Source organism: Gilliamella sp. B3892, assembly GCF_026536305.1.
GTDB lineage: Bacteria > Pseudomonadota > Gammaproteobacteria > Enterobacterales > Orbaceae > Gilliamella.
The window spans coordinates 1-19,889 of record NZ_JAFNOK010000010.1 but is presented as its reverse complement, the minus strand read 5'-3'; the positions used below and the strand labels follow the sequence as shown (position 1 = coordinate 19,889).

Genomic DNA, 19,889 nt, shown 5'->3' with positions numbered 1-19,889 from the left:
GCTTATTTTGTCACATTAAAAGTTTTACGATAACGCATCAGCACAATCAGCGCCATTACCGTTCCTAAACCGGCAAAGAAGGCATCAGTAAGCATAACGTAACGCAAACCATACATCGTTGATACCCAGCCGATTATAAATGGAATAACCATGGTGGCAAAGCTTGAAGAGGTAAAGAAAATACCCAATACTTTACCTTTACCGGACGGGAAAAACTCCGCCATAGTGGTGAGTGCCAATTGTAATACGCCGCCTGCTGCGGTAAATCCAAGCACAAACCCGCCGACAATACACATCATTGGGGTAGGATAAGAATACAGGGCGATCAGCATAAAGGTAGACAGTAACGGATAGAGCACCACAATATAAACAGGTCTAATTAAGCTTTTAACTAAAATTGATGTTAAAAAGACGCTAGCAAGTGTACCGATACCATACGCAGAAAAAGCTTTAACGGCACCCGCGGCATCCATATCTGCAACCGTTTGTGAAAAATCTTTCAAACATGAAGAGACTAAATAAAATGTTGCCGTTGAGGTAAAACCAATGACAATAAAACAGATTCCTTCGATCATTCTATTTGAATTCTGTTTCAACGTTGCAGGATTTTTTTCAATGGTTTGCAGGTCTTTTACTTCCTCTTCTGGGGTAATTTTATGGTTAGGGAATGGCATTTTAAGCACGATTAGCGCATTTAAAGCCAGAACAACACAGCAGAAGATAAATGACCAACCATAATACCCCTGGCTTGCCATAATAATCCCCATAATCAACGGTAAAACCGATTGACCAGCGGCAATCGCCGCTTTAGTGAGAATAGAAGCCGATCCCGGTGATTTCGGGAATGATTCCATTAATGCTGGGTATGTACCTGCATCAAGTGTTGAGTTGGCAATACCGCCTAATACGGCAAACAAGAAGGCAATATCAGCGTTAGGGCTAAATAAAATGCCAAGCAAGAAGCCAATATAAAATAATCCACCTAAGGCAATAAATGGTTTACGTCCATACTTATCTGATAATGTTCCCATGACAAATAACACGAGTAAACGACCAACACCTAATCCCATCATCACGTTGTAAACACTCTGTTTTGCCTCACCAATTTGGCTCAGCTGATCGGGCGTGAGTGCATCTTTAGCGATATTAAACAGATACGCTACTTGCGGATTAAATTGCGCGGCTAAATAGTCAATATTTAAACCAAGAATGATTGCGCCCATTCCATGCACAAAATAGTTCATATACATACAAACCGCTGTGCCTAAATATTTATTCTTCATCTATTTACTTCCTATATAAATTATGTAAAAACGCCTGAGTTTTTATTACAAAAGTAGGCGAGTATTTTGTAATTTTGTCTCTTTTTGCGATTTATATTTTGTTGATATCAATAACTTTTTTAAACCGATAAAAAACAATCGATCCTAAAATGACACTTAAAATAGCGATAAAAAAGTCGAGCAAAATTGCGTAACTAACGTTAGTCATTGCCAGTTTCGGTACAATACGTGGTATAACAACGAAAGTCAGTCCACTAAAGGTGTACATACAACCGACCGCTAATCCTTTACGGGTTGGGAACATTTGCTGCATCACAACCAGTGTGAGTTGCAATACGCCACCAGCAGCAGTAAAGCCCATGCCGATAGCGGCAATAAGGCACATTAATGGTGAAATATTGAAATAAAATAAAATCAGAACAATGGCAGATAGCGCCGGCAATATAATGATACAAAAGATCGGTTTTAAGAATCGTTTTACGATAAATGCTGTTGCAAAAACCGAAATGATCGAAGCCGTACTGTAACAGCTAATCAGCAGGTTGGCGTCATCATCAGACATATTTACGCTTTTCATTGCGATAGTGGGTAACCACTGTAAGATAACAACGAAAGTTGCTGTGGTGGTAAATCCCATCAGCGTTAATAAAATGCCTTCAATTTCAAATCGAGGCGTAGCTTTAAAATAGTCCCCTGAACCTTTACTCCCTTTGATAGCGGTGTCTTTATGCGGAAATTTTTGCGGGAGTATTAATAAGCAATTAATTAAGAGATAAAAAGTGAACCCCCAAAATGCCCAGCCATACCATATGTGATTGGAATGAAAAAATGTGACAATAAAAGGAAGGACTAAAGAACCAATTGAGATAAATGCTTTAATCAGTACGCTTGCTGAGCCTGCCGAATTAGGAAAACATTCCGTTAATGCCGGCATTGAACCGGTATCTAAAAATGAGTTTCCGGCACCGACTGCAACAGCTAAACAAAAGGCGACATGAATATTAGTACAAAAAGTCATGCCGATAAAGAAAATGGCATAGCAACTCATACCTAATAAGATAAACAGTTTTCGCCCAAATTTATCTGATAATAACCCGCCAATAAACATTAGACTTATCTTACCAATTCCAATACCGGAAGCGATATAGCCAAGATCAACAAGATCGGCATTGAGTTGGGTAAACAGATCTAGGGAGAATTGCATTATTACTATCAGCGCAATACTTTGAATAATATAATTAGCATAAATTGAACCGACAATTCCATATGAATTGACCTTTCGATTATCCATTGGTAATACTCCATATTTTAAAATTGAAAACTTTAACTACATTCAATATACAAGTATCAATATTAATCTGAAAGCGATAAGTACAAATTTATTGCTAAAATTTAACCTGCGTCACATTTATTTATAGATTTTAAACTATTTATAAAAAAAATAGCATGTTTTTGCGCAAGAATTATTCTTATACATAAAATTATTTTATAAGATTAGTAAAATCTATTCTTTTTTATTATCAAAAAAAATACCACGTTTAGGCGGCATTTTTAATAATGATCATGATAAGAATGATGATTAATATTAATTTTGTAATACTGTTAATATTTGAGCGAGAATCTGACTTTCATCCTGATCGACATTGATAACATGATGTGCTGCATCATGATAGAGTGGTAAGCGGTCAGCTAATACTTTTTCCATTTCATCAACAATCGATAAACCTGTCAAAGAGGGGCGCTGGGCAACATTTGGGTCTTTCATTAAACGAGCCGCTAGCGTTGCAGCTGGCGCAGAAAGAAAAATCACAATGCCATTTTCTTTCATAAAATCTCGATTATGATCAGCCAGTACCATTCCCCCGCCAGTTGCAATAACACGATTGGGCTTTGTTGTATCAACAAGTACTTGGCTCTCTCTTGCACGAAAACCTTCCCAACCCTCTTTTTCAACTATTTCAGCAACGGTTTTTTGTGTGGTTTCAAGTAGATGACAATCTGTATCAATAAAAGAATACGCTAACTTGTTGGCTAACATCTTTCCCATCGTGGTTTTGCCTGCGGCTCTTGCACCAACTAAAAAAATTGTATTATTCATTTTGTGTCCTTTTAGATATACAGATCTCACAATATGCTAACTATGCTAGTGATTCACTTGCCATTTTGCAACATTTATTTTACATTTTATTTGATAAATATTTAACTTTATGAATTTATTTAAATTAATCATAAAATAAAATGCTCAATTTTGTAAACTAAAGTTTACATCGTTGATTTTTACAATCTGCTATACCCTATTATGGTTGCCAATTAGCACAGTTTTTCTAAGCCACGAAAATAGAGTTCAGTGGCTATGGATTGGTGCAATCGCCATTGAATAACGTCAAGATCGGGATTGACCTTTTTAAACTCGGCATAAGTCATAAAATAACGAATCGTATTGCTACCGACGCGATCATTAATGCTATTAATGATGATATTGATTTTGTCACTTCGCAATCTTTTCAGTTCTTGCATGGCATTTGCCACCGATTCCGGCACAGGTATTGAACCGTTTTCCCATTCATGCCATGTGCTAGCATCCGTTTTACCAATATATTCACTTGCCTCTGGCACTTTTAACATCAGAAAACGACGATATGCCTGTAATTCTAAATTGGTCATAATGACTCCTTTTGATAACATTTTTCATTTATACAACTCGCTAACACCCTATTTATTTTTCAATAGTTGAGCTAAACAATTAGAGTGAAGTGTATAAATTTATTATTGATGCACCAAACGATTTCGGTTTGATGCATACTTTTTTGATCTATTTTTCAGCTAAAGCATCGATGACCGCTTGTTTGGCTTTTTCAGAAAGGTCTTTTCCTGTCCAAATTTTAAATTGCGCATTTGCTTGACCTATAAACATTTCACGCCCTGATATCGAGTCCCAGCCAGCTTTTTCTGCTGCTTGTCGGAATTTTGTATTATAAGGGGTGTAGACAATATCATAAGCCACACCTTTGCCTTTAAACCAATCTTGTTCGTAAGGTGTTTGATCTTCAAATTTACCTTTCATTCCTAGCGGTGTTGAGTTAATAATAATTTGTGCTTCAACTTTATGACGATCTTCCCAGGCAACAACCTTGAGGTTGAACTCTTTGGCTAAAGCTTCCGGTAGATCGGTTACAATATCGGTAACGGTGATATCGGTATAGCCTAGATCATGCAATCCAACCACAGCGGCACGCGCTGCGCCACCGGCACCAAGTAATAAAACTTTTTTATACTCTGGTGGTAGCTTTTTCTGTTCAAGGGGCTGCATAAAGCCAACAATATCTGTGTTATCACCACAAAGCTTATCGCCATCCCAATAAACTAAGTTCGCTGCTCCAGCTTTTTTTACATGTTCAGTTACTTCATCTAAATAAGGGATAATTGTTTGCTTATGTGGAATGGTGACACATAATCCCCTTATATTAAGTAATCTGACCGATTTAAACAGAGTTGCAATTTCTTCTGGTGGGGTAGGAAATGGGACTAAAACTGCTGGAATGCCATAATCTTGAAATGATGTCGTATGAATTAGTGGGCTCATACTATGCCCTAAAGGATAACCGATAATGCCGTATATGCTATATGGCGTGAACTGGCTCATATAATCTCCTTGAAAGTTAGAAAATTAAAGCGAATAAATAAAATCTTTATCAAGAGTATTAAAGCATATTTATTATAAAATTAAATCATTTTTTCTTAATTTATAGATACAGTTAATGTTTTGTTTTATAACAATATGTTTAATATATAAAAAATAATTATTCCGACTTATTGACTGAAAATTTTCTGACTTGCAAGGCGATGATCGTAGCCTGATTCTATTTGGCATTTGTGCCAAATAAAATCAATCTGATTTGATGCTACCTGCAATATTGTTAATTATTGGCTCTCACCGGCCAAAGATTGCATCATCGCTATGTTCGATTAAAAAGTGGTAAAATTTTTGTGCCGCAGGCAAAAGTGGTCTGTTTTCCATGGTGGCAATAAAGATATCTCTTTTTTGATAGTTTTTACTCATCGGCACCAGCGTTACGTTAAACTCTTCAGGTATCAACACTCTTGGCATAATACCGATACCATAATTGATTGAAACTAATCCCATCATGGCACCTTCTGTTTCTACTCGACAAGCTATATTGGGTTTTACCCCTGTTTTATATAACATCTCATCAACGACATTTTTCATTCCACTCCTTTCGGTAAATAAGATTAGCGGTTCGTTAATCAGATCTTTTAAATCGAGTTTTTTACGTTTCGATAACGGGTGATCGTTAGAAATTATAAACACCAGTTCTTGTTTAGTTAATTTTTGAAAATGAACATCGGGTTCATCTTGTAAACGGGAACAGATCGCAATTTCATATTTTTTTGCTTTCAACCCTTCAATAATATTTTGTGACATTCCTTCATAAAATGAGAAAGTAATATTTTTATTGTCCGGTTGATCTAAGAAAGCTTTAATGATTTTTGGCATGTAATTGGTACTTATAGAATAGATGAAAGCTAGCCCGATATGCCCATGCGAAACGCTGGTTAGCTCTCTAACAAATTGTTCACCTTCTGACAAAGCGCTTAAAGCTTGTTCTACATAAGTTAGATACTGCTTACCCTCTTTTGTCAGTTCGACATTGCGCCCTCGTTTTTGAAACAGTTTGATTCCTACTTCTTTTTCAAGTTCTGAAATTGAATGACTTAAACTAGGTTGGCTAATGGAGAAATATTCTGATGTTGATGTGTAATGTTGTGTTTTAGCCAGTACCTGAAAGTACTTTAATTGTTTTAGATTCATGTCATCAAACTCTCTTAACTGATCTGTGCCCAAGACAGTATAGGAGAATTTTAGATTTACACAATATTTGTCGATTATTTAAATTTACCTTGTCGCTACTTATTTTTCGCATAAAATAAGATAATACTTGAGAATCTTTGCATAAAAGCGTATACTTCGCTACCTCATTATTATGGGTGTAGTGTGAGAGGTTAGTCTGCTTCTCAGATAGACTGCAGCAAACTAAAAGCCTGACGAGGTTAATTCCATTAACATATTACGCCCAAGGCTTAAGCATAGAAATTTCGGAGAATTATTGACATGTCACGAGTATGCCAAGTAACAGGAAAAAAACCTTTAGTAGGGAATAATCGTTCTCATGCGATGAATGCTACTAAACGTCGTTTTCTACCAAATCTTCAAACTCACCGTTTTTGGGTTGAGAGTGAAAAACGTTTTGTAAAATTACGTATATCTGCTAAAGGTATGCGAACTATCGATAAAAAGGGTATTGATGCAGTTTTAGCTGAACTTCGTGCCCGTGGTGAAAAGTACTAATAAGGAAACCATATCATGGCTAAAGGTGTACGTGAGAAAATTAGATTAGTTTCTTCTGCTGGTACCGGTCATTTTTATACCACTAGCAAAAATAAAAGAACAATGCCTGAAAAAATGGAGATCAAAAAATACGATCCTGTTGTTCGTCAGCACGTTGTTTATAAAGAAGCTAAAATTAAATAATTTTACTTTTAAATAAAAAAACCCAGCTTAAGCTGGGTTTTTTTATATATATAATTGTGCAAATTAGATTAAGTTAATAAAAAAGCTCCAATTAACTGAAGCTTTATAAATTATAATGATGTTTTATTTTAAATATTGTTGCTCATATGCTCTTGCTTTTTTATCATCAAAAACATGTTCCCACCGAGCGATAACGATAGCAGCCAATGCATTACCCACAACATTCACAACTGTTCTACCCATATCTAAAATACGCTCAACACCCATAATATAACCAATACCCTCGATTGGTATACCAACACTACCAAGTGTAGCTGATAACACTAAAATTGAAGCGCCTGGTACACCAGCAATCCCTTTTGATGCTATCATTAATGTGATAACGATGATAATTTGATCGAGAATACTTAAATCCATACCAAATAATTGCGCGAGAAAAATAACAGTTATACTTTGATATAGTGTTGAACCATCAAGATTAAATGAATATCCAGTCGGGATAACAAAACTGGTAATCGCTTTTGGTGCGCCATAAGCTTCCATTTTTTCAATGATCTTAGGCAAAGCTGTCTCGGAGCTTGCCGTTGAAAACGCAATAACGAGTTCTTCTTTTAATATTTTTAATAAGGTAAAAATATTAAATCGGCACAATTTACAAACTAAACCTAATATGACCAAGGTAAATATAATCATTGCTGAATAGACCGTTAAAATCAATTTCAGTAATGGTAGTAATGAAGCAAAGCCATATTTGGCAACGGTTACTGTGATTAAGGCAAATACCCCAATAGGTGCGTAACGCATAATCATATTTGTTACTTTAAACATTGTATCTGATACCACTTTTAATAAGAATAAAAATGGATCACGCTGTTTATCAGGTAACGACATTAAGCCTAAGCCAAAAAAGACACAGAAGAAGATAACAGGTAAAACTGCACCATCAGACATTGCTTTAAAGATATTAGCCGGAATCATGTCTAAAATCATAACAATTAAACCATGCGGTTTACCGCTAAGTTCTTCAGCTGCTTTCGTATATTTACTAATATCTGCTGAAGCTAACGTTGAAGAATCTATTCCCGCGCCAGGTGCAAAGAAATTACCCCAAAAAAGACCTAATAAAATAGCAATAGTGGTGATAACTTCAAAATAAAGAATAGTTTTAAAGCCAAGCATTCCTAAACGTTTTGAACCACCAATGCCTGCTATACCTAACGTTAAAGTACTAAGAATAATTGGCAATACAATCATCTTAATTAAACGGATAAAAATATCACCTGCAGGTTGGAAAATATTAACAATGGCAAATTGATAATATGAATGTAATTCATGATTAGGATTTGCTAATTCATATAGAAAAGCACCTGTCACTACACCTAAGATCAAGGCAATTAAAATTTGCCATGCAAGATTAGTTAAGATTTTTTTAATAAAAAATGACATCTCATACGATTCCTTTTGAGGTTTTCTAAAACAAAAAAGGATTAGTTTTTCACTAATCCTTTTAATAATAAAGATTTATTCTTCGGATTCCTGTGCGGAATCACCCAGCTCCTCATTTTGCTGAGATAATTCCGAATCTGCCTCATCCTCAGTTTCAGCAATTCGCTGTAATCCGACCACTTTCTCGTTATCCGCTGTACGAATTAACATCACGCCTTGCGTATTTCGACCAACAACACTCACTTCTGATACACGAGTACGGACTAATGTACCGGCATCAGTAATTAACATGATTTGATCCGTTTCTTCAACTTGTACTGCACCAACTACTGCACCATTTCGCTCACTGACTTTAATCGATATTACGCCTTTAGTTGCACGTGATTTAGTTGGATATAATTCTTGTTCAGTACGTTTACCATAACCATTTTGCGTTGCAGTTAAAATTGCACCATTTCCACGAGGAACAATAAGTGAGACAACTTTATCATCGCCCTCTAATTTTATTCCTCTAACACCTGTTGCCGTTCGTCCCATGCAACGAACTTTATTTGCCGGGAATCGAACAACTTTACCATTAGCTGAAAATAACATAATGTCTTCTGTATTAGAGATTTGAGACACTTCGTCATCATTGTCTGCCTCATCAACGATTAAATCATCATTCAGCTCTTCATCATCAACGATATCAGATGTTTCATTGTTGGTTAAATCAACGCCGATTAATTCGTCATCATCACGTAAGTTAATCGCAATAATTCCACCACTGCGAGGGCGGCTAAATTCAATAAGTGAAGTTTTCTTAACCGTTCCTTGCGCGGTTGCCATAAAGACGCAATGTTCATCATCAAATTCCCGAACAGGCAAAATGGCAGTAATGCGCTCATCTGCTTCCAGTGGTAATAAATTGATGATTGGTCGACCACGTGATCCACGGCTGGCTTCCGGTAATTGATAAACCTTCATCCAATACAATCGCCCACGGCTTGAGAAACATAAAATAGTGTCGTGAGTATTTGCCACGAGTAATTTTTCAACAAAATCTTCTTCTTTGATTTTGGTCGCTGACTTACCTTTACCACCACGACGCTGAGCTTCGTAATCTGATAATGGTTGATATTTTACGTAACCTTGATGCGATAACGTCACAACAACATCTTCTTGAGCGATAAGATCTTCAATATTGATATCTGCGCTACTTGCCGTGATTTCAGTTCTACGAGCATCTTGGAATTGGTCACGAACAGCTTCAAGCTCTTCGCGAATCACTTCCATCAATCGTTCCGGGCTTGATAAGATAAATAATAGTTCACCAATTAAAACTAATAGCTCTTTATATTCATCAAGGATTTTTTCATGTTCAAGACCAGTTAAACGGTGTAAACGTAGATCTAAAATAGCTTGTGCTTGCGCTTCAGATAGGTAGTAGTGACCATCACGAATACCAAATTCCGGTGCAAGGTCTTCCGGACGAGCGGCATCATCACCGGCTTTTTCCAGCATAGCGGCAACATGGCCTAATTGCCAAGCTTGCGCTAATAATTTGGCTTTCGCTTCCGCTGGCGTTGCTGCCGCGCGGATTAACTCAATCACTGGATCGATATTGGCCAGCGCAATAGCGAGGCCTTCTAACACATGGGCACGCTCACGTGCTTTACGCAGTTCATAAATGGTACGACGAGTGACCACTTCCCGACGGTGAAGCACAAATGCTTCAATCATTTCCCGTAAGTTTAATAGTTTTGGTTGACCTTTATGTAAGGCTACCATGTTGATACCAAATGAGACTTGTAATTGCGTCAGTGAGAAAAGATTGTTTAATACCACTTCACCAACAGCATCTCGTTTGATTTCAATGACAATACGCATACCGTCTTTATCAGATTCATCACGTAATGCAGAAATGCCTTCGACTTTTTTGTCTTTAACTAATTCTGCAATCTTTTCAATAAGCTTTTTCTTGTTAACTTGATAAGGAATTTCGTTAACGATGATTGTTTCACGACCGGTTTGGTCATCGACTTCAACGGTAGCTTTAGAACGAATATAAATAATACCACGCCCGGTACGGTAAGCATTTTCGATACCTTTGCGACCATTGATTAGCGCAGCAGTTGGGAAATCCGGACCTTGAATATGCTCCATTAATCCTTCAACTGAAATATTTTCATCTTCGATAAAAGCAAGACAACCATTGATAACTTCAGTTAAATTATGAGGTGGAATGTTGGTTGCCATACCAACGGCAATCCCGGATGAGCCATTAATTAATAAATTAGGGATACGTGTTGGTAACACATCGGGGATCATTTCTGAGCCGTCGTAGTTAGGCGAGAAGTCGACCGTTTCTTTATCGAGATCGGTTAGTAATGCGCCTGCGAATTTTTGCATGCGAATTTCGGTATAACGCATCGCCGCCGCTGAGTCACCGTCAACCGAACCGAAGTTACCTTGACCGTCGACAAGCATATAGCGTAACGAAAACGGCTGAGCCATACGCACGATAGTGTCATAGACAGCAGAGTCGCCATGTGGATGATATTTACCGATCACATCCCCTACAACACGTGCAGATTTTCGATAAGGTTTATTCCAATCGTATCCGGCCTCATGCATGGCAAATAAAACCCGTCTATGTACCGGTTTTAATCCGTCACGCACATCAGGTAATGCACGCCCGACAATAACAGACATTGCATAATCAAGATACGAGGATTTCAATTCATCTTCAATATTAACGGGGGTTATTTCTTTGGCTAGTTCGGTCATAACACCATGTTCTCTTATTAATTTAAGTCATCAAATCAGCCTATAATTATAGCACAAAATCACTATAAATGCAGAATTAAACTGATTTAATTTCAACTTATTCACCATGAATAAACAATGTGTTTTCAATTAATTGGCATAAACAGTTTAAAATCATGGCATGCATTTCATATGCCATGACTTTTTTGTATGACGGAATTCGAATTTCGATATCATTTTGCCCCAGTAAACCAATAACTTCACCGCCATCAAAAGCGGTCAAGGCAACAATTTTCATATCTTTGATTACCGCCTCTTGTACGGCTCGAATAATCGATCGGCTATTACCTTGGCATGTAGAGATAACTAAGGTATCGCCTCGATGACCGAGTGCTTGAATTTGGCGAGCATAGACTTCTTCATGATTACTAATAGCACTGAGTAACACATTATCAGAGACTAACGCAATAGCAGGAATGCTCGGTCTTTCTATATCCATACTGGTAATTAAACGTGAGGTAAAACTTTGCACATTTGCCGCCGCAGAGCCATTGCCACAACTCATTATTTTATTCCCGTTTAGCAAACTCTCGACAATAATATTAGCAGCTTTTTCTATGGAAGAACCGAGTGACTCAGCCATGACAATTTGTGTTTGAATACTTTCTGTAAAATAATTTTTAATTAAGTCTTGCACGTTTTTCACCTAAAAATTAAAACGCATTGATAATCCATTTCTGGTTTTTACCGGTCACGGCAAAAACATCAAATCTAAATTCGGTTTCTTCTATGTTTAAATTATTCGATATCATCCAAAGTTGTGCCGCTTGCCTAATTTTGGCTTGTTTAGACGGCGTAACTGTCGTTTCAGCTTCACCAAAATTAGCATTTTTACGGTAGCGCACTTCAACAAATACAAAACACTGTTTGTCACGCATAATTAAGTCAATTTCACCTAAGCGACATCGACTATTTTGTGCAACGAAAACCAGCCCTTGTTGAATTAAAAATTGGCAAGCAATTTGCTCATAATGCTTGCCAATATTTTTATTCTTCGTTTGTTGTGTTGGTTGATGCTGCAACATAAGCGTACTGTTGCCAGGATAACGAACGTGTAACTTCACATTGGTTACTGGTAGATAATTTCCCGGTCATACCGTTTAGGAAATCAGCTTGATAAGAGTCTAACTGATTAAAACGATTCGCTAGTCTCCATGCATCAATTCCCATTGCATACAATCGTAATAATGAATAATCTTTTTGAATATTACCCGGTACCATTGTTGTCATACTATCAGATAAGTTTACTATCATTGGAATATCGGCATACTCGGTTTGATTCATATCATAATTAAAATCGTTTGATCGATTAGCGGTATGGCTTTTAGAGCTGGAATAAAGTAATACGGAGCTCGATGCATTACCCACAGTTTTACCCGCACCCATATCAAGCATTGGTTTAATTAATGTCATTTCATCGTATGAAGCGTAAACATAAACGGCATCAAAACCAGAAGCTGAACCTGCATAGGATGCATCATCAGCAAAAACCGGACTACCTGTTAATCTAATTCCGACATTGCGATTCATATTTGCTCTTAGCGAGCTTGCATTAGCAAAATATTGAACATAGGCTTGCGAACTGTTTGCCGATAGTTGTGACCACTGTTTAGCAAAGCTTTGTGCAACCCGGCGACCTAAATCGGTTTGTGGTACAAGTAATAGTGGTCTTGTTTTATTTTGCGCATAAATATGGTTAGCCGCATCTATGGCTTCATCTTCCGGCGATAATGCAAAATAGCACATCTTGTTTGTCGTTGCGACGCTATTATCAACTTTATTAAGCGCTAAAACCGGAATACTTGGGGATAACTGTTTTATTTTTGTAACGTCATCTTTCAACAAAGGCCCCACGATTAATTGAACATTTTGGTCTTGAGCTTGTTGAATTAATGACTCCATTGGGGCAGATGATGTATCTAAGATAACCATGTCTTGCTGTGGTTCCTGTGGATAAAATTTAATAGCATCCACATAGCCTTGGCGAATAGTAGTACCAAATATGCGTGAAGACCCATTTAATGGCAGTAATAATGCGACTTTTTTAGCATTTGCATTATCTACCGAAATAGACTCTTCACCGGTTAAAGAAGGAATAAGTAATTTAGCTGGATGATCCGGATAACGCATCGCCCAATCTTTAATCGCTTGTATTAATATTGCATTTTGATTTTGAGCGTTCGCTGCAATGGCTTGACCGTTTTCATCATCTTGTTTCACCGGCACTGGTCGATTGTTTAAAAACACAAACGCTAAATCAACCCAACCTTGCAACGTCGTTTCATTGTCGTAAACGCTAATTGAACTTAATTGATTTTGAGTTAGTTTTTTGAAGAAATTAAAGGTATTGTGAATCACTTGCTTTCTTTGCTGATCAGTAGCAAATATTTCAAGATCGATATAATCATGGGCTTGTTGATTGATATTTTTACTTTTTGCATCAAACGCTAATTTTATACTGTAGTAACGATATAATTGACGATTATTTAATTCTTTAACATTTAATTGGTTGAGGTCAAATGATTTACTGGTTTTAACAGCAATTTCACCTAATAATAAGAGTTTTTCATTTTGCTGAGCAACATTGAGATCGGTTAGTTGAGATAAGATCGACTTCGCTTGTGAAATTTTATTTTCTTTCACTAACGCTCGCACCGCCAGTAATTGCCAGTTTGTCTTAGCTGAACCGGTCGCAGAATCTACCTGAGATAAATAATAAGCAGAATCTTTAGTCTCATCAAAATCAGAAGATTTTTTTGATATATTGAGTGTACAGCCAACCAGTAATGCATATAGTGCTAATATTACAATAGCATATAAGGATTGTTTTAATTTCATACCCATTCTCTTGTAATTTGTTATCTTAAAATTCTTTATTGATAAACAGTTTTATTTATCAATGACAATGACGCCAGTTTATTGCCACTCTTAGTTGGATTTATTTTCTAGCGCTTAATAAAACGGTGATTAATTTTTTTAAAGACAGTGCAATTAATATTTCAAGATTAAAACATATCTTTCTATTAATAATCTGTCATTTGACAATCAATTGTATTAACGGAAATAGTGCTATGCCGTATTACATACAATAGAGTTTAAATGGTAAGCTTTTTAAGCACAAATTTAAAGCTATAATATTTCACTTTACCCTGATTATTGCGTTAATTTTAGTCAATAGCGCACTTTTTTATTATTCTACTGTTTAATTCGAATAAATAAACATCACTAACTGTCAAACAAAATCTTAATAATTCTTAACAATTTAGTTTACGATTGTTTAAATTATTAAAAATTGACCAGTTAATAGATTTCGCTTTAATCACGCCGAATTGATATTATAATCGGCGCTTTTTAACAGTTACCTCAATTATTAGCCAATGGCTAATTAAGCGAGCGATAATCAAGTTATTAAATTCGTTTGCTATCCCCAAATTCTTTGTACATGCACGGTGATCTCTTCGCGATCATGATAAAGCTGTTTTGCCTGTATTTGTACATTAATCTGATGATTTTTCAGTTGGTTATGTAGTAGCTCTAAATTTTGTTTGACTTCTTCATAACGCTTTTTCATAGGTAATTTGAGATTAAAGATCGTTTCTCGACACCAACCATTGATTAGCCACTTTGCAATTAACTCAGTCACTTTAGCGGGTTTTTCAACCATATCACAGACCAACCAATAAATATTATGTTTTTTCGGTTCAAATTTAAAACCATCCTCACGAAAGTGTTTAACTTGACCGGTTTCCATTAATTTTTCATTCATTGGTCCATTATCGATGGCATAAACCATCATACTACGTTTAACTAGCTGATATGTCCAGCCGCCCGGGCAAGCGCCAAGGTCGACGGCATTTAAGCCGCCTTTTAAGCGTTCATCCCACTCTTCATAAGGAATAAAAATATGAAATGCTTCTTCCAATTTTAAGGTTGAGCGAGACGGCGCATCAGACGGAAATTTCAATCTTGCAATACCCATATAAAAAGGCGAGTTGTTTTGGCTTAATGAATAGCCAACATAACAGCTATGGTTATTGATAAATAATAAGTGAATAACCGGGCGTGAAGGATTTTGCACTTTTAGTAGAATTCGCTTATTTCTCAGAGCCTGTCTGAGCGGAACAGTAAATTTACGGCAAAACCCCGCTAACGCTTTACCTTCATTGGTATCAGCAACTTCAACCCGCAAATCGCCCGCTTTTTCGACACATCCGGTTAGTGCATCGATTATTGGTGATATGCGATCGTTGGTTGGCAGATCTGTTAGTAGGTCACCAGATACAAACATCTGCCTTGCAAAGATAAGTGTTCTAAATGATAACGTTTTAATTAAGCGCTGTGCATCTTCAGGTTGATAGCATTCAAACACGACATAACCACTGTTATCTTTTACTTTGGCAAAACCGTATATCTCATGCTGTGTGGCTTTATCGGTAATTTCTGCTGCACACTCTTTTTCAAATCCACAACGGCAATAGAGAATAATTTTATTAAGTTTTTGCATATTTCGTTTTGACTCTTTTAACCAACAATTTCAAATAACCTGTTTTAGTCAGATTGAACACTATCTGTGTATAACGGCGCTTCACCTTTTGGACGAGTTTTAAATCGTCGATGTAACCACATATATTGTTCGGGAGCTTTTAAAATTTCCTGTTCGATAGCTTTATTCATAAAGGTTGCAGCTTGAACATCATCATCGACCGGATACCCTTCAAGTGGCGGTGTAACATACACGGTATAATGACCATTTTTTTCACGTTTAGGGGTAAATGGAATAATAGCCGGGTGACCGAGTTTAACTAAAATGCGCGTGCCAATGGTTGTCGCTGCTTTTTCAACTGAAAATAGTGGCGCAAACACGCTATTTTTAGGTCCGTAGTCATGATCGGGGGCGTACCACAGTAATTCGCCATTTTTTAACGCCCGAACCATTCCTTTGGTGTTATAGCGATCTAACATATATTTATTTGATTTCAAGCGGCCTTTAAGCTGAACATAATCCATTACCGGATTATCGTTTGGTCGGTAGACCCCAACTCCCGGATGGCTCATACCTAAAATACGGGCACCTAATTCAAGTGTTAAAAAGTGGATGCCAATAAGCAGTACACCCTGCCCCGATTGCTGTATTTGGGTAATATAAGAATCACCGACAATCGAGGATTGTTTAGCTAGCCGTTTATCTGACCAAAACCAAGCGATTCCTGTTTCGAAAATAGCAACACCAGTTGAAATAAAATTTTCTCGCAACAATTGGTCTCGTTCTTGCTGGGACTTTTCAGGAAAACAGAGCTTAAGGTTTTGTCTGGCGGTCTCTTTACGTTTACCTATCAATTTCATGGAAAGCAAGCCTAGACCTTTACCAATTTGATAAATGATTGGATAAGGCAATAAAACGATTAGATACAAAATACCAATACCAAACCACGTTAACCAGTAACGAGGGTGTAATAAACGTTTTGAAAAAATGGGGCGTATTTCCTGATTTTGATTCATATTAAGATCAAATAATTATTTAAACAAAGTAGATTATTATATACCAAATCTTGATTTAAGAGGCAGAAAAATAACATGCCCGAGGGCTGCTTTAATCCATCATCAAGATAAGGCGTTTGCATAAAGCTAATGATTTGAAACAGATGTTAGGGATTAAATTGATTAATCCCTATTGTGAAATTTAACACATTAACAGCGCTATTTTTATACTCAAACGTATACTATTTCTGAAACTTCTTGACAAACAATTAGACTGCAACCGGTGCTTTAATTGCCGGATAAGGATCATAATCAACGATGTCAAAATCCTCGAAGACATAATCGAAGATTGTCGGTGGTTTACGTTTGATAACCAGTTTTGGTAACGTTCTTGGTTCACGAGTTAACTGTAAATGTGTTTGCTCCATATGATTTGAGTAAAGGTGAGTATCGCCGCCTGTCCAGACAAAATCACCGACTTCTAAATCACACTGCTGTGCAATCATATGCACAAGAAGTGAATAGCTAGCAATATTAAAAGGTAGACCTAAAAAAACGTCACATGAACGCTGATAAAGCTGACAAGAAAGTTTACCTTGTGCCACGTAGAATTGGAAAAAAGCATGACAAGGCGCTAAAGCCATTTGATCAAGCTCACCCACATTCCAGGCTGAAACAATCATCCTTCTTGAATCCGGGTCATGTTTAATTTGTTCAATCAGTTGCGAAATCTGATCGATTTGACGCCCGTCGGCAGCTCCCCATGCTCGCCACTGTTTGCCATACACAGGGCCTAAATCACCATTTTCATCAGCCCATTCATCCCAAATGGTCACTTTGTTATCTTGTAAATACTTTATATTGGTATCGCCTTTTAAAAACCAAAGCAATTCGTGGATAATTGAACGTAAATGACATTTTTTGGTGGTGACCAATGGGAAACCATCTTGTAAATTAAATCGCATCTGATGACCAAAAATAGATAAGGTCCCTGTTCCTGTTCGATCTGATTTAGGTGTTCCTTCATCTAAAATTTTTTGCATAAGTGCTAAATATTGTTTCATGGTTTTATGGCCTTTTTATTAAATCTGTAAGCATATAAAAGAATGAAAATACCACCAAAAATCATTGGTAGGCATAAAATTTGTCCCATACTAATGATGTTTAAAAATAAGCCCAACTGTTCATCGGGTTGTCGGTAGAATTCAATGACAAATCTAAACACACCATAGCAAAGCAAAAATAGACCGGATACACTGCCGGTTGGTCGAGGTTTGCGAATAAATAGATTTAAGATGATAAATAGAACAATTCCTTCAAAAAACATTTCGTAAAGTTGAGATGGATGTCTTGGCAAGATACCATTCAATTGCGAATAAAGCGAGTACCACTCAGGGTGAGACTGCACAAACATAAAATCAGCATGAGCAGATGTCGGAAATAACATGCCAATGGATGAATTGGTAACACGCCCCCACAGTTCGCCATTGATAAAATTACCAAATCGACCAAACATCAATCCGATTGGTACCAACGGTGCAACAAAATCAGCTACTTGCATAAACGTTTTGCCCGTTTTTTTAGCAAAAATTGCTATTACGCAGATGGCGCCAATTAAGCCTCCATGAAATGACATTCCCCCTTCCCACACTTTAAATAGCGTTATAGGGTCGTGCATAAAGGCTTCGAAATTGTAGAAAAAGACATAACCTACTCTTCCACCAATAAAGAGCCCTAAAAAGCCCCAGAAAAGGAGATTTTCAACTTGTTGTGCTGTCCATTGACTATCGGGTTTACTCGCTCGGCGTTTTGCCAGAAAAAGCGCACCAACTATGCCAAATAGATACATCAAACCATACCAATGCAAAGAAATAGGACCTAATGAAAGTGCAACTGGATTAAAATCCGGAAATTGTAAATATTGATTCATTTTTTTACACGCTGTTTGTTTTTTCGTTTATGAACAAAGAAATTAAATCGTTTCTTTTTAGAAACATTTGCTACAGGTAAATCCGATTCAGACTGTATGGTAAATACAGATAAGCAAAATTCTTTCATTGCTTTTCGGTATACATCCCGTTTAAAAGCAATAACCTGTCTAATAGGGTACCAATAGCTTACCCATTTCCAATCATCAAATTCCGGGGTAGAAGACATGTTTAGATTAATCACCGACGGATCAGAAATAAGCTCTAATAAAAACCATTTCTGCTTTTGTCCAATACAAACAGGTTGATTTTCCCAACGAATCATTCTTTTGGGTAATTTATAACGAAGCCAACCATTAGTTACTGACAAAATTTTTACATCTTTTGGTAATAATCCTACCTCTTCATTAAGTTCTCGAAACATTGCCTGCTCAGGCGTTTCGTTTTGTTTTATTCCGCCCTGAGGAAACTGCCAAGAATTTTGCCCGTAACGACGAGCCCAAAGTACTTGACCATACCTGTTACAAATAACTATTCCTACATTTGGACGGTAGCCATCATTATCGATCACTGACTACCTCAAAAAATTTATTTTTTATATAGCTGAATTGTTTCATACATACAGCAATAAATAAATAGAAAAATGATGTTAAACGTATAAATATGCTGTTATTCAGATGTTTTTTTCGCTAATTTGATAATCGTCACGATGTTAATCACCGCAAATGTGATTTCAATAGCCAGACTACCGAGTGAACCTATCACTAAACTATAGATTATCCATAATGCACTACTGAGTAAGATCAGTAAGCGCATTTGCTGTTGCCGAAAACGAAAAAGCGCAATGGTTACCAGTGTCGTACCGATAACAGAGAAATAGTGAATAAATTGCGTGCAGTCGGGCGTAGTGAGAAAATAAAATATCCACATTAGGGCTATAAAAAACAACATTGCCAACAGGCTTTTGGTATATGCTGAGGTAATATTTCGGAAAATATTGATAATATTGAGGATAGCTGCAGGATAAGATTCGGGACCCAGCAGGTAAAAATGCAGTGTCATAATGATATTGACTAGGGTTAATTGATTACGAAAAGCGCTATCTTTACGTTGTAAAAAAGCACTTACGCCAACAAGATAACCTAATATTCCAACCAACTGAGGAACTGTTGTATATTTTTGAATAAAATCAGATCCAAAAAACTGATATAAATACTCCAGATTATCCATCGTTCACTCCTTAGACAAATGGATTGAAATTATACGATCTTTGCGTAAATCATTTAACCTAAATATTTAAACGATAAGATGCAAAAAAGCCCAGCATCTCTGCTGGGCTTTCGCTCTAATTTAAAAGTCTGGCGGCACCCTACTCTCACATGGGTAATACCCACA

At 36.8% G+C, this 19,889-nt stretch carries 19 protein-coding genes; 2 read left to right on the top strand and 17 right to left on the bottom strand.

Annotated elements, in window-relative coordinates; translation table 11 throughout:
• Positions 1 to 2: 2 nt before the first annotated feature.
• The 6 genes from J3U74_RS09770 to J3U74_RS09745 all read right to left on the bottom strand — a co-directional run bounded on the left by J3U74_RS09770 (position 3) and on the right by J3U74_RS09745 (position 6,114).
• A complete protein-coding gene (locus J3U74_RS09770; RefSeq protein WP_267329038.1) occupies positions 3 to 1,283 on the bottom strand; it encodes an MFS transporter in 1,281 nt (426 codons plus the stop codon).
• A gap of 91 nt (positions 1,284 to 1,374) precedes the next feature.
• Positions 1,375 to 2,574, bottom strand: coding sequence for an MFS transporter (locus J3U74_RS09765; RefSeq protein ID WP_267329039.1), 1,200 nt, complete (start codon positions 2,572 to 2,574; stop codon positions 1,375 to 1,377).
• Positions 2,575 to 2,868: 294 nt separating this feature from the next.
• Positions 2,869 to 3,381, bottom strand: coding sequence for a shikimate kinase AroL (gene aroL, locus J3U74_RS09760; RefSeq protein ID WP_220218765.1), 513 nt, complete (start codon positions 3,379 to 3,381; stop codon positions 2,869 to 2,871).
• Positions 3,382 to 3,593: 212 nt separating this feature from the next.
• Positions 3,594 to 3,947 carry a DUF1870 family protein gene (locus J3U74_RS09755; RefSeq protein ID WP_267329040.1) on the bottom strand — a complete coding sequence of 118 codons (354 nt, stop codon included), beginning with the start codon at positions 3,945 to 3,947 and terminating at the stop codon, positions 3,594 to 3,596.
• Between the two features lie 148 nt (positions 3,948 to 4,095).
• On the bottom strand, positions 4,096 to 4,926 hold the full coding sequence (aroE, locus tag J3U74_RS09750; protein ID WP_267329041.1) for a shikimate dehydrogenase: 831 nt from the start codon (positions 4,924 to 4,926) through the stop codon (positions 4,096 to 4,098).
• Positions 4,927 to 5,214: 288 nt separating this feature from the next.
• Positions 5,215 to 6,114 carry a LysR family transcriptional regulator gene (locus J3U74_RS09745; RefSeq protein WP_220218762.1) on the bottom strand — a complete coding sequence of 300 codons (900 nt, stop codon included), beginning with the start codon at positions 6,112 to 6,114 and terminating at the stop codon, positions 5,215 to 5,217.
• Between the two features lie 300 nt (positions 6,115 to 6,414).
• Between J3U74_RS09745 and rpmB the strand changes: the two genes are divergently transcribed.
• Positions 6,415 to 6,651 carry a 50S ribosomal protein L28 gene (gene rpmB / locus J3U74_RS09740; RefSeq protein ID WP_220218761.1) on the top strand — a complete coding sequence of 79 codons (237 nt, stop codon included), beginning with the start codon at positions 6,415 to 6,417 and terminating at the stop codon, positions 6,649 to 6,651.
• A 15-nt stretch (positions 6,652 to 6,666) separates the two neighbouring features.
• A complete protein-coding gene (gene rpmG / locus J3U74_RS09735) occupies positions 6,667 to 6,834 on the top strand; it encodes a 50S ribosomal protein L33 (protein ID WP_034884348.1) in 168 nt (55 codons plus the stop codon).
• Positions 6,835 to 6,957: 123 nt separating this feature from the next.
• On the opposite strand, the gene gltP is transcribed toward rpmG, so the two are convergent.
• From gltP to J3U74_RS09680, 11 genes are all read right to left on the bottom strand, one after another.
• Positions 6,958 to 8,268, bottom strand: coding sequence for a glutamate/aspartate:proton symporter GltP (gltP, locus tag J3U74_RS09730; RefSeq protein ID WP_370634042.1), 1,311 nt, complete (start codon positions 8,266 to 8,268; stop codon positions 6,958 to 6,960).
• 87 nt (positions 8,269 to 8,355) lie between these two features.
• On the bottom strand, positions 8,356 to 11,049 hold the full coding sequence (gyrA, locus tag J3U74_RS09725; RefSeq protein WP_267329042.1) for a DNA topoisomerase (ATP-hydrolyzing) subunit A: 2,694 nt from the start codon (positions 11,047 to 11,049) through the stop codon (positions 8,356 to 8,358).
• 97 nt (positions 11,050 to 11,146) lie between these two features.
• The gene (locus J3U74_RS09720; RefSeq protein WP_267329043.1) at positions 11,147 to 11,725 is read right to left on the bottom strand and encodes an SIS domain-containing protein; all 579 of its coding nucleotides are present in this window, start codon (positions 11,723 to 11,725) and stop codon (positions 11,147 to 11,149) included.
• Positions 11,726 to 11,741: 16 nt separating this feature from the next.
• A complete protein-coding gene (locus J3U74_RS09715) occupies positions 11,742 to 12,113 on the bottom strand; it encodes a YraN family protein (RefSeq protein WP_220218757.1) in 372 nt (123 codons plus the stop codon).
• Complete coding sequence (locus J3U74_RS09710; RefSeq protein ID WP_267329044.1) at positions 12,076 to 13,926, bottom strand: penicillin-binding protein activator; 1,851 nt, start codon at positions 13,924 to 13,926, stop codon at positions 12,076 to 12,078. Before J3U74_RS09710 ends, J3U74_RS09715 begins: the two co-directional genes overlap by 38 nt.
• A gap of 583 nt (positions 13,927 to 14,509) precedes the next feature.
• Positions 14,510 to 15,592 (bottom strand): 23S rRNA (cytidine(2498)-2'-O)-methyltransferase RlmM, encoded by a 1,083-nt coding sequence (gene rlmM, locus J3U74_RS09705; protein ID WP_267329045.1) that lies wholly within the window; start codon positions 15,590 to 15,592, stop codon positions 14,510 to 14,512.
• Between the two features lie 44 nt (positions 15,593 to 15,636).
• Positions 15,637 to 16,587, bottom strand: a complete 951-nt coding sequence (locus J3U74_RS09700; protein ID WP_220218754.1) for a Kdo(2)-lipid IV(A) acyltransferase — start codon at positions 16,585 to 16,587, stop codon at positions 15,637 to 15,639.
• A gap of 248 nt (positions 16,588 to 16,835) precedes the next feature.
• Positions 16,836 to 17,630, bottom strand: a complete 795-nt coding sequence (gene thyA, locus J3U74_RS09695) for a thymidylate synthase (RefSeq protein WP_267329046.1) — start codon at positions 17,628 to 17,630, stop codon at positions 16,836 to 16,838.
• On the bottom strand, positions 17,627 to 18,496 hold the full coding sequence (gene lgt, locus J3U74_RS09690; protein WP_220218752.1) for a prolipoprotein diacylglyceryl transferase: 870 nt from the start codon (positions 18,494 to 18,496) through the stop codon (positions 17,627 to 17,629). The genes thyA and lgt overlap by 4 nt, the downstream gene beginning before the upstream one ends.
• The gene (gene rppH / locus J3U74_RS09685) at positions 18,493 to 19,065 is read right to left on the bottom strand and encodes an RNA pyrophosphohydrolase (RefSeq protein WP_220218751.1); all 573 of its coding nucleotides are present in this window, start codon (positions 19,063 to 19,065) and stop codon (positions 18,493 to 18,495) included. The genes lgt and rppH overlap by 4 nt, the downstream gene beginning before the upstream one ends.
• A 98-nt stretch (positions 19,066 to 19,163) precedes the next feature.
• Positions 19,164 to 19,724: a YgjV family protein gene (locus J3U74_RS09680; RefSeq protein ID WP_267329047.1), complete on the bottom strand. Its 561-nt coding sequence runs from the start codon at positions 19,722 to 19,724 to the stop codon at positions 19,164 to 19,166.
• Positions 19,725 to 19,889 lie beyond the last annotated feature (165 nt).

Bases quoted from the DNA above. Each gene is read 5' to 3' on its own strand.
- J3U74_RS09770 (WP_267329038.1), bottom strand. From the start codon at position 1,283: ATGAAGAATAAATATTTAGGCACAGCGGTTTGTATGTATATGAACTAT.
- J3U74_RS09765 (WP_267329039.1), bottom strand. From the start codon at position 2,574: ATGGATAATCGAAAGGTCAATTCATATGGAATTGTCGGTTCAATTTAT.
- aroL (WP_220218765.1), bottom strand. From the start codon at position 3,381: ATGAATAATACAATTTTTTTAGTTGGTGCAAGAGCCGCAGGCAAAACC.
- J3U74_RS09755 (WP_267329040.1), bottom strand. From the start codon at position 3,947: ATGACCAATTTAGAATTACAGGCATATCGTCGTTTTCTGATGTTAAAA.
- aroE (WP_267329041.1), bottom strand. From the start codon at position 4,926: ATGAGCCAGTTCACGCCATATAGCATATACGGCATTATCGGTTATCCT.
- J3U74_RS09745 (WP_220218762.1), bottom strand. From the start codon at position 6,114: ATGAATCTAAAACAATTAAAGTACTTTCAGGTACTGGCTAAAACACAA.
- rpmB (WP_220218761.1), top strand. From the start codon at position 6,415: ATGTCACGAGTATGCCAAGTAACAGGAAAAAAACCTTTAGTAGGGAAT.
- rpmG (WP_034884348.1), top strand. From the start codon at position 6,667: ATGGCTAAAGGTGTACGTGAGAAAATTAGATTAGTTTCTTCTGCTGGT.
- gyrA (WP_267329042.1), bottom strand. From the start codon at position 11,049: ATGACCGAACTAGCCAAAGAAATAACCCCCGTTAATATTGAAGATGAA.
- J3U74_RS09715 (WP_220218757.1), bottom strand. From the start codon at position 12,113: ATGTTGCAGCATCAACCAACACAACAAACGAAGAATAAAAATATTGGC.
- J3U74_RS09710 (WP_267329044.1), bottom strand. From the start codon at position 13,926: ATGAAATTAAAACAATCCTTATATGCTATTGTAATATTAGCACTATAT.
- rlmM (WP_267329045.1), bottom strand. From the start codon at position 15,592: ATGCAAAAACTTAATAAAATTATTCTCTATTGCCGTTGTGGATTTGAA.
- J3U74_RS09700 (WP_220218754.1), bottom strand. From the start codon at position 16,587: ATGAATCAAAATCAGGAAATACGCCCCATTTTTTCAAAACGTTTATTA.
- thyA (WP_267329046.1), bottom strand. From the start codon at position 17,630: ATGAAACAATATTTAGCACTTATGCAAAAAATTTTAGATGAAGGAACA.
- lgt (WP_220218752.1), bottom strand. From the start codon at position 18,496: ATGAATCAATATTTACAATTTCCGGATTTTAATCCAGTTGCACTTTCA.
- J3U74_RS09680 (WP_267329047.1), bottom strand. From the start codon at position 19,724: ATGGATAATCTGGAGTATTTATATCAGTTTTTTGGATCTGATTTTATT.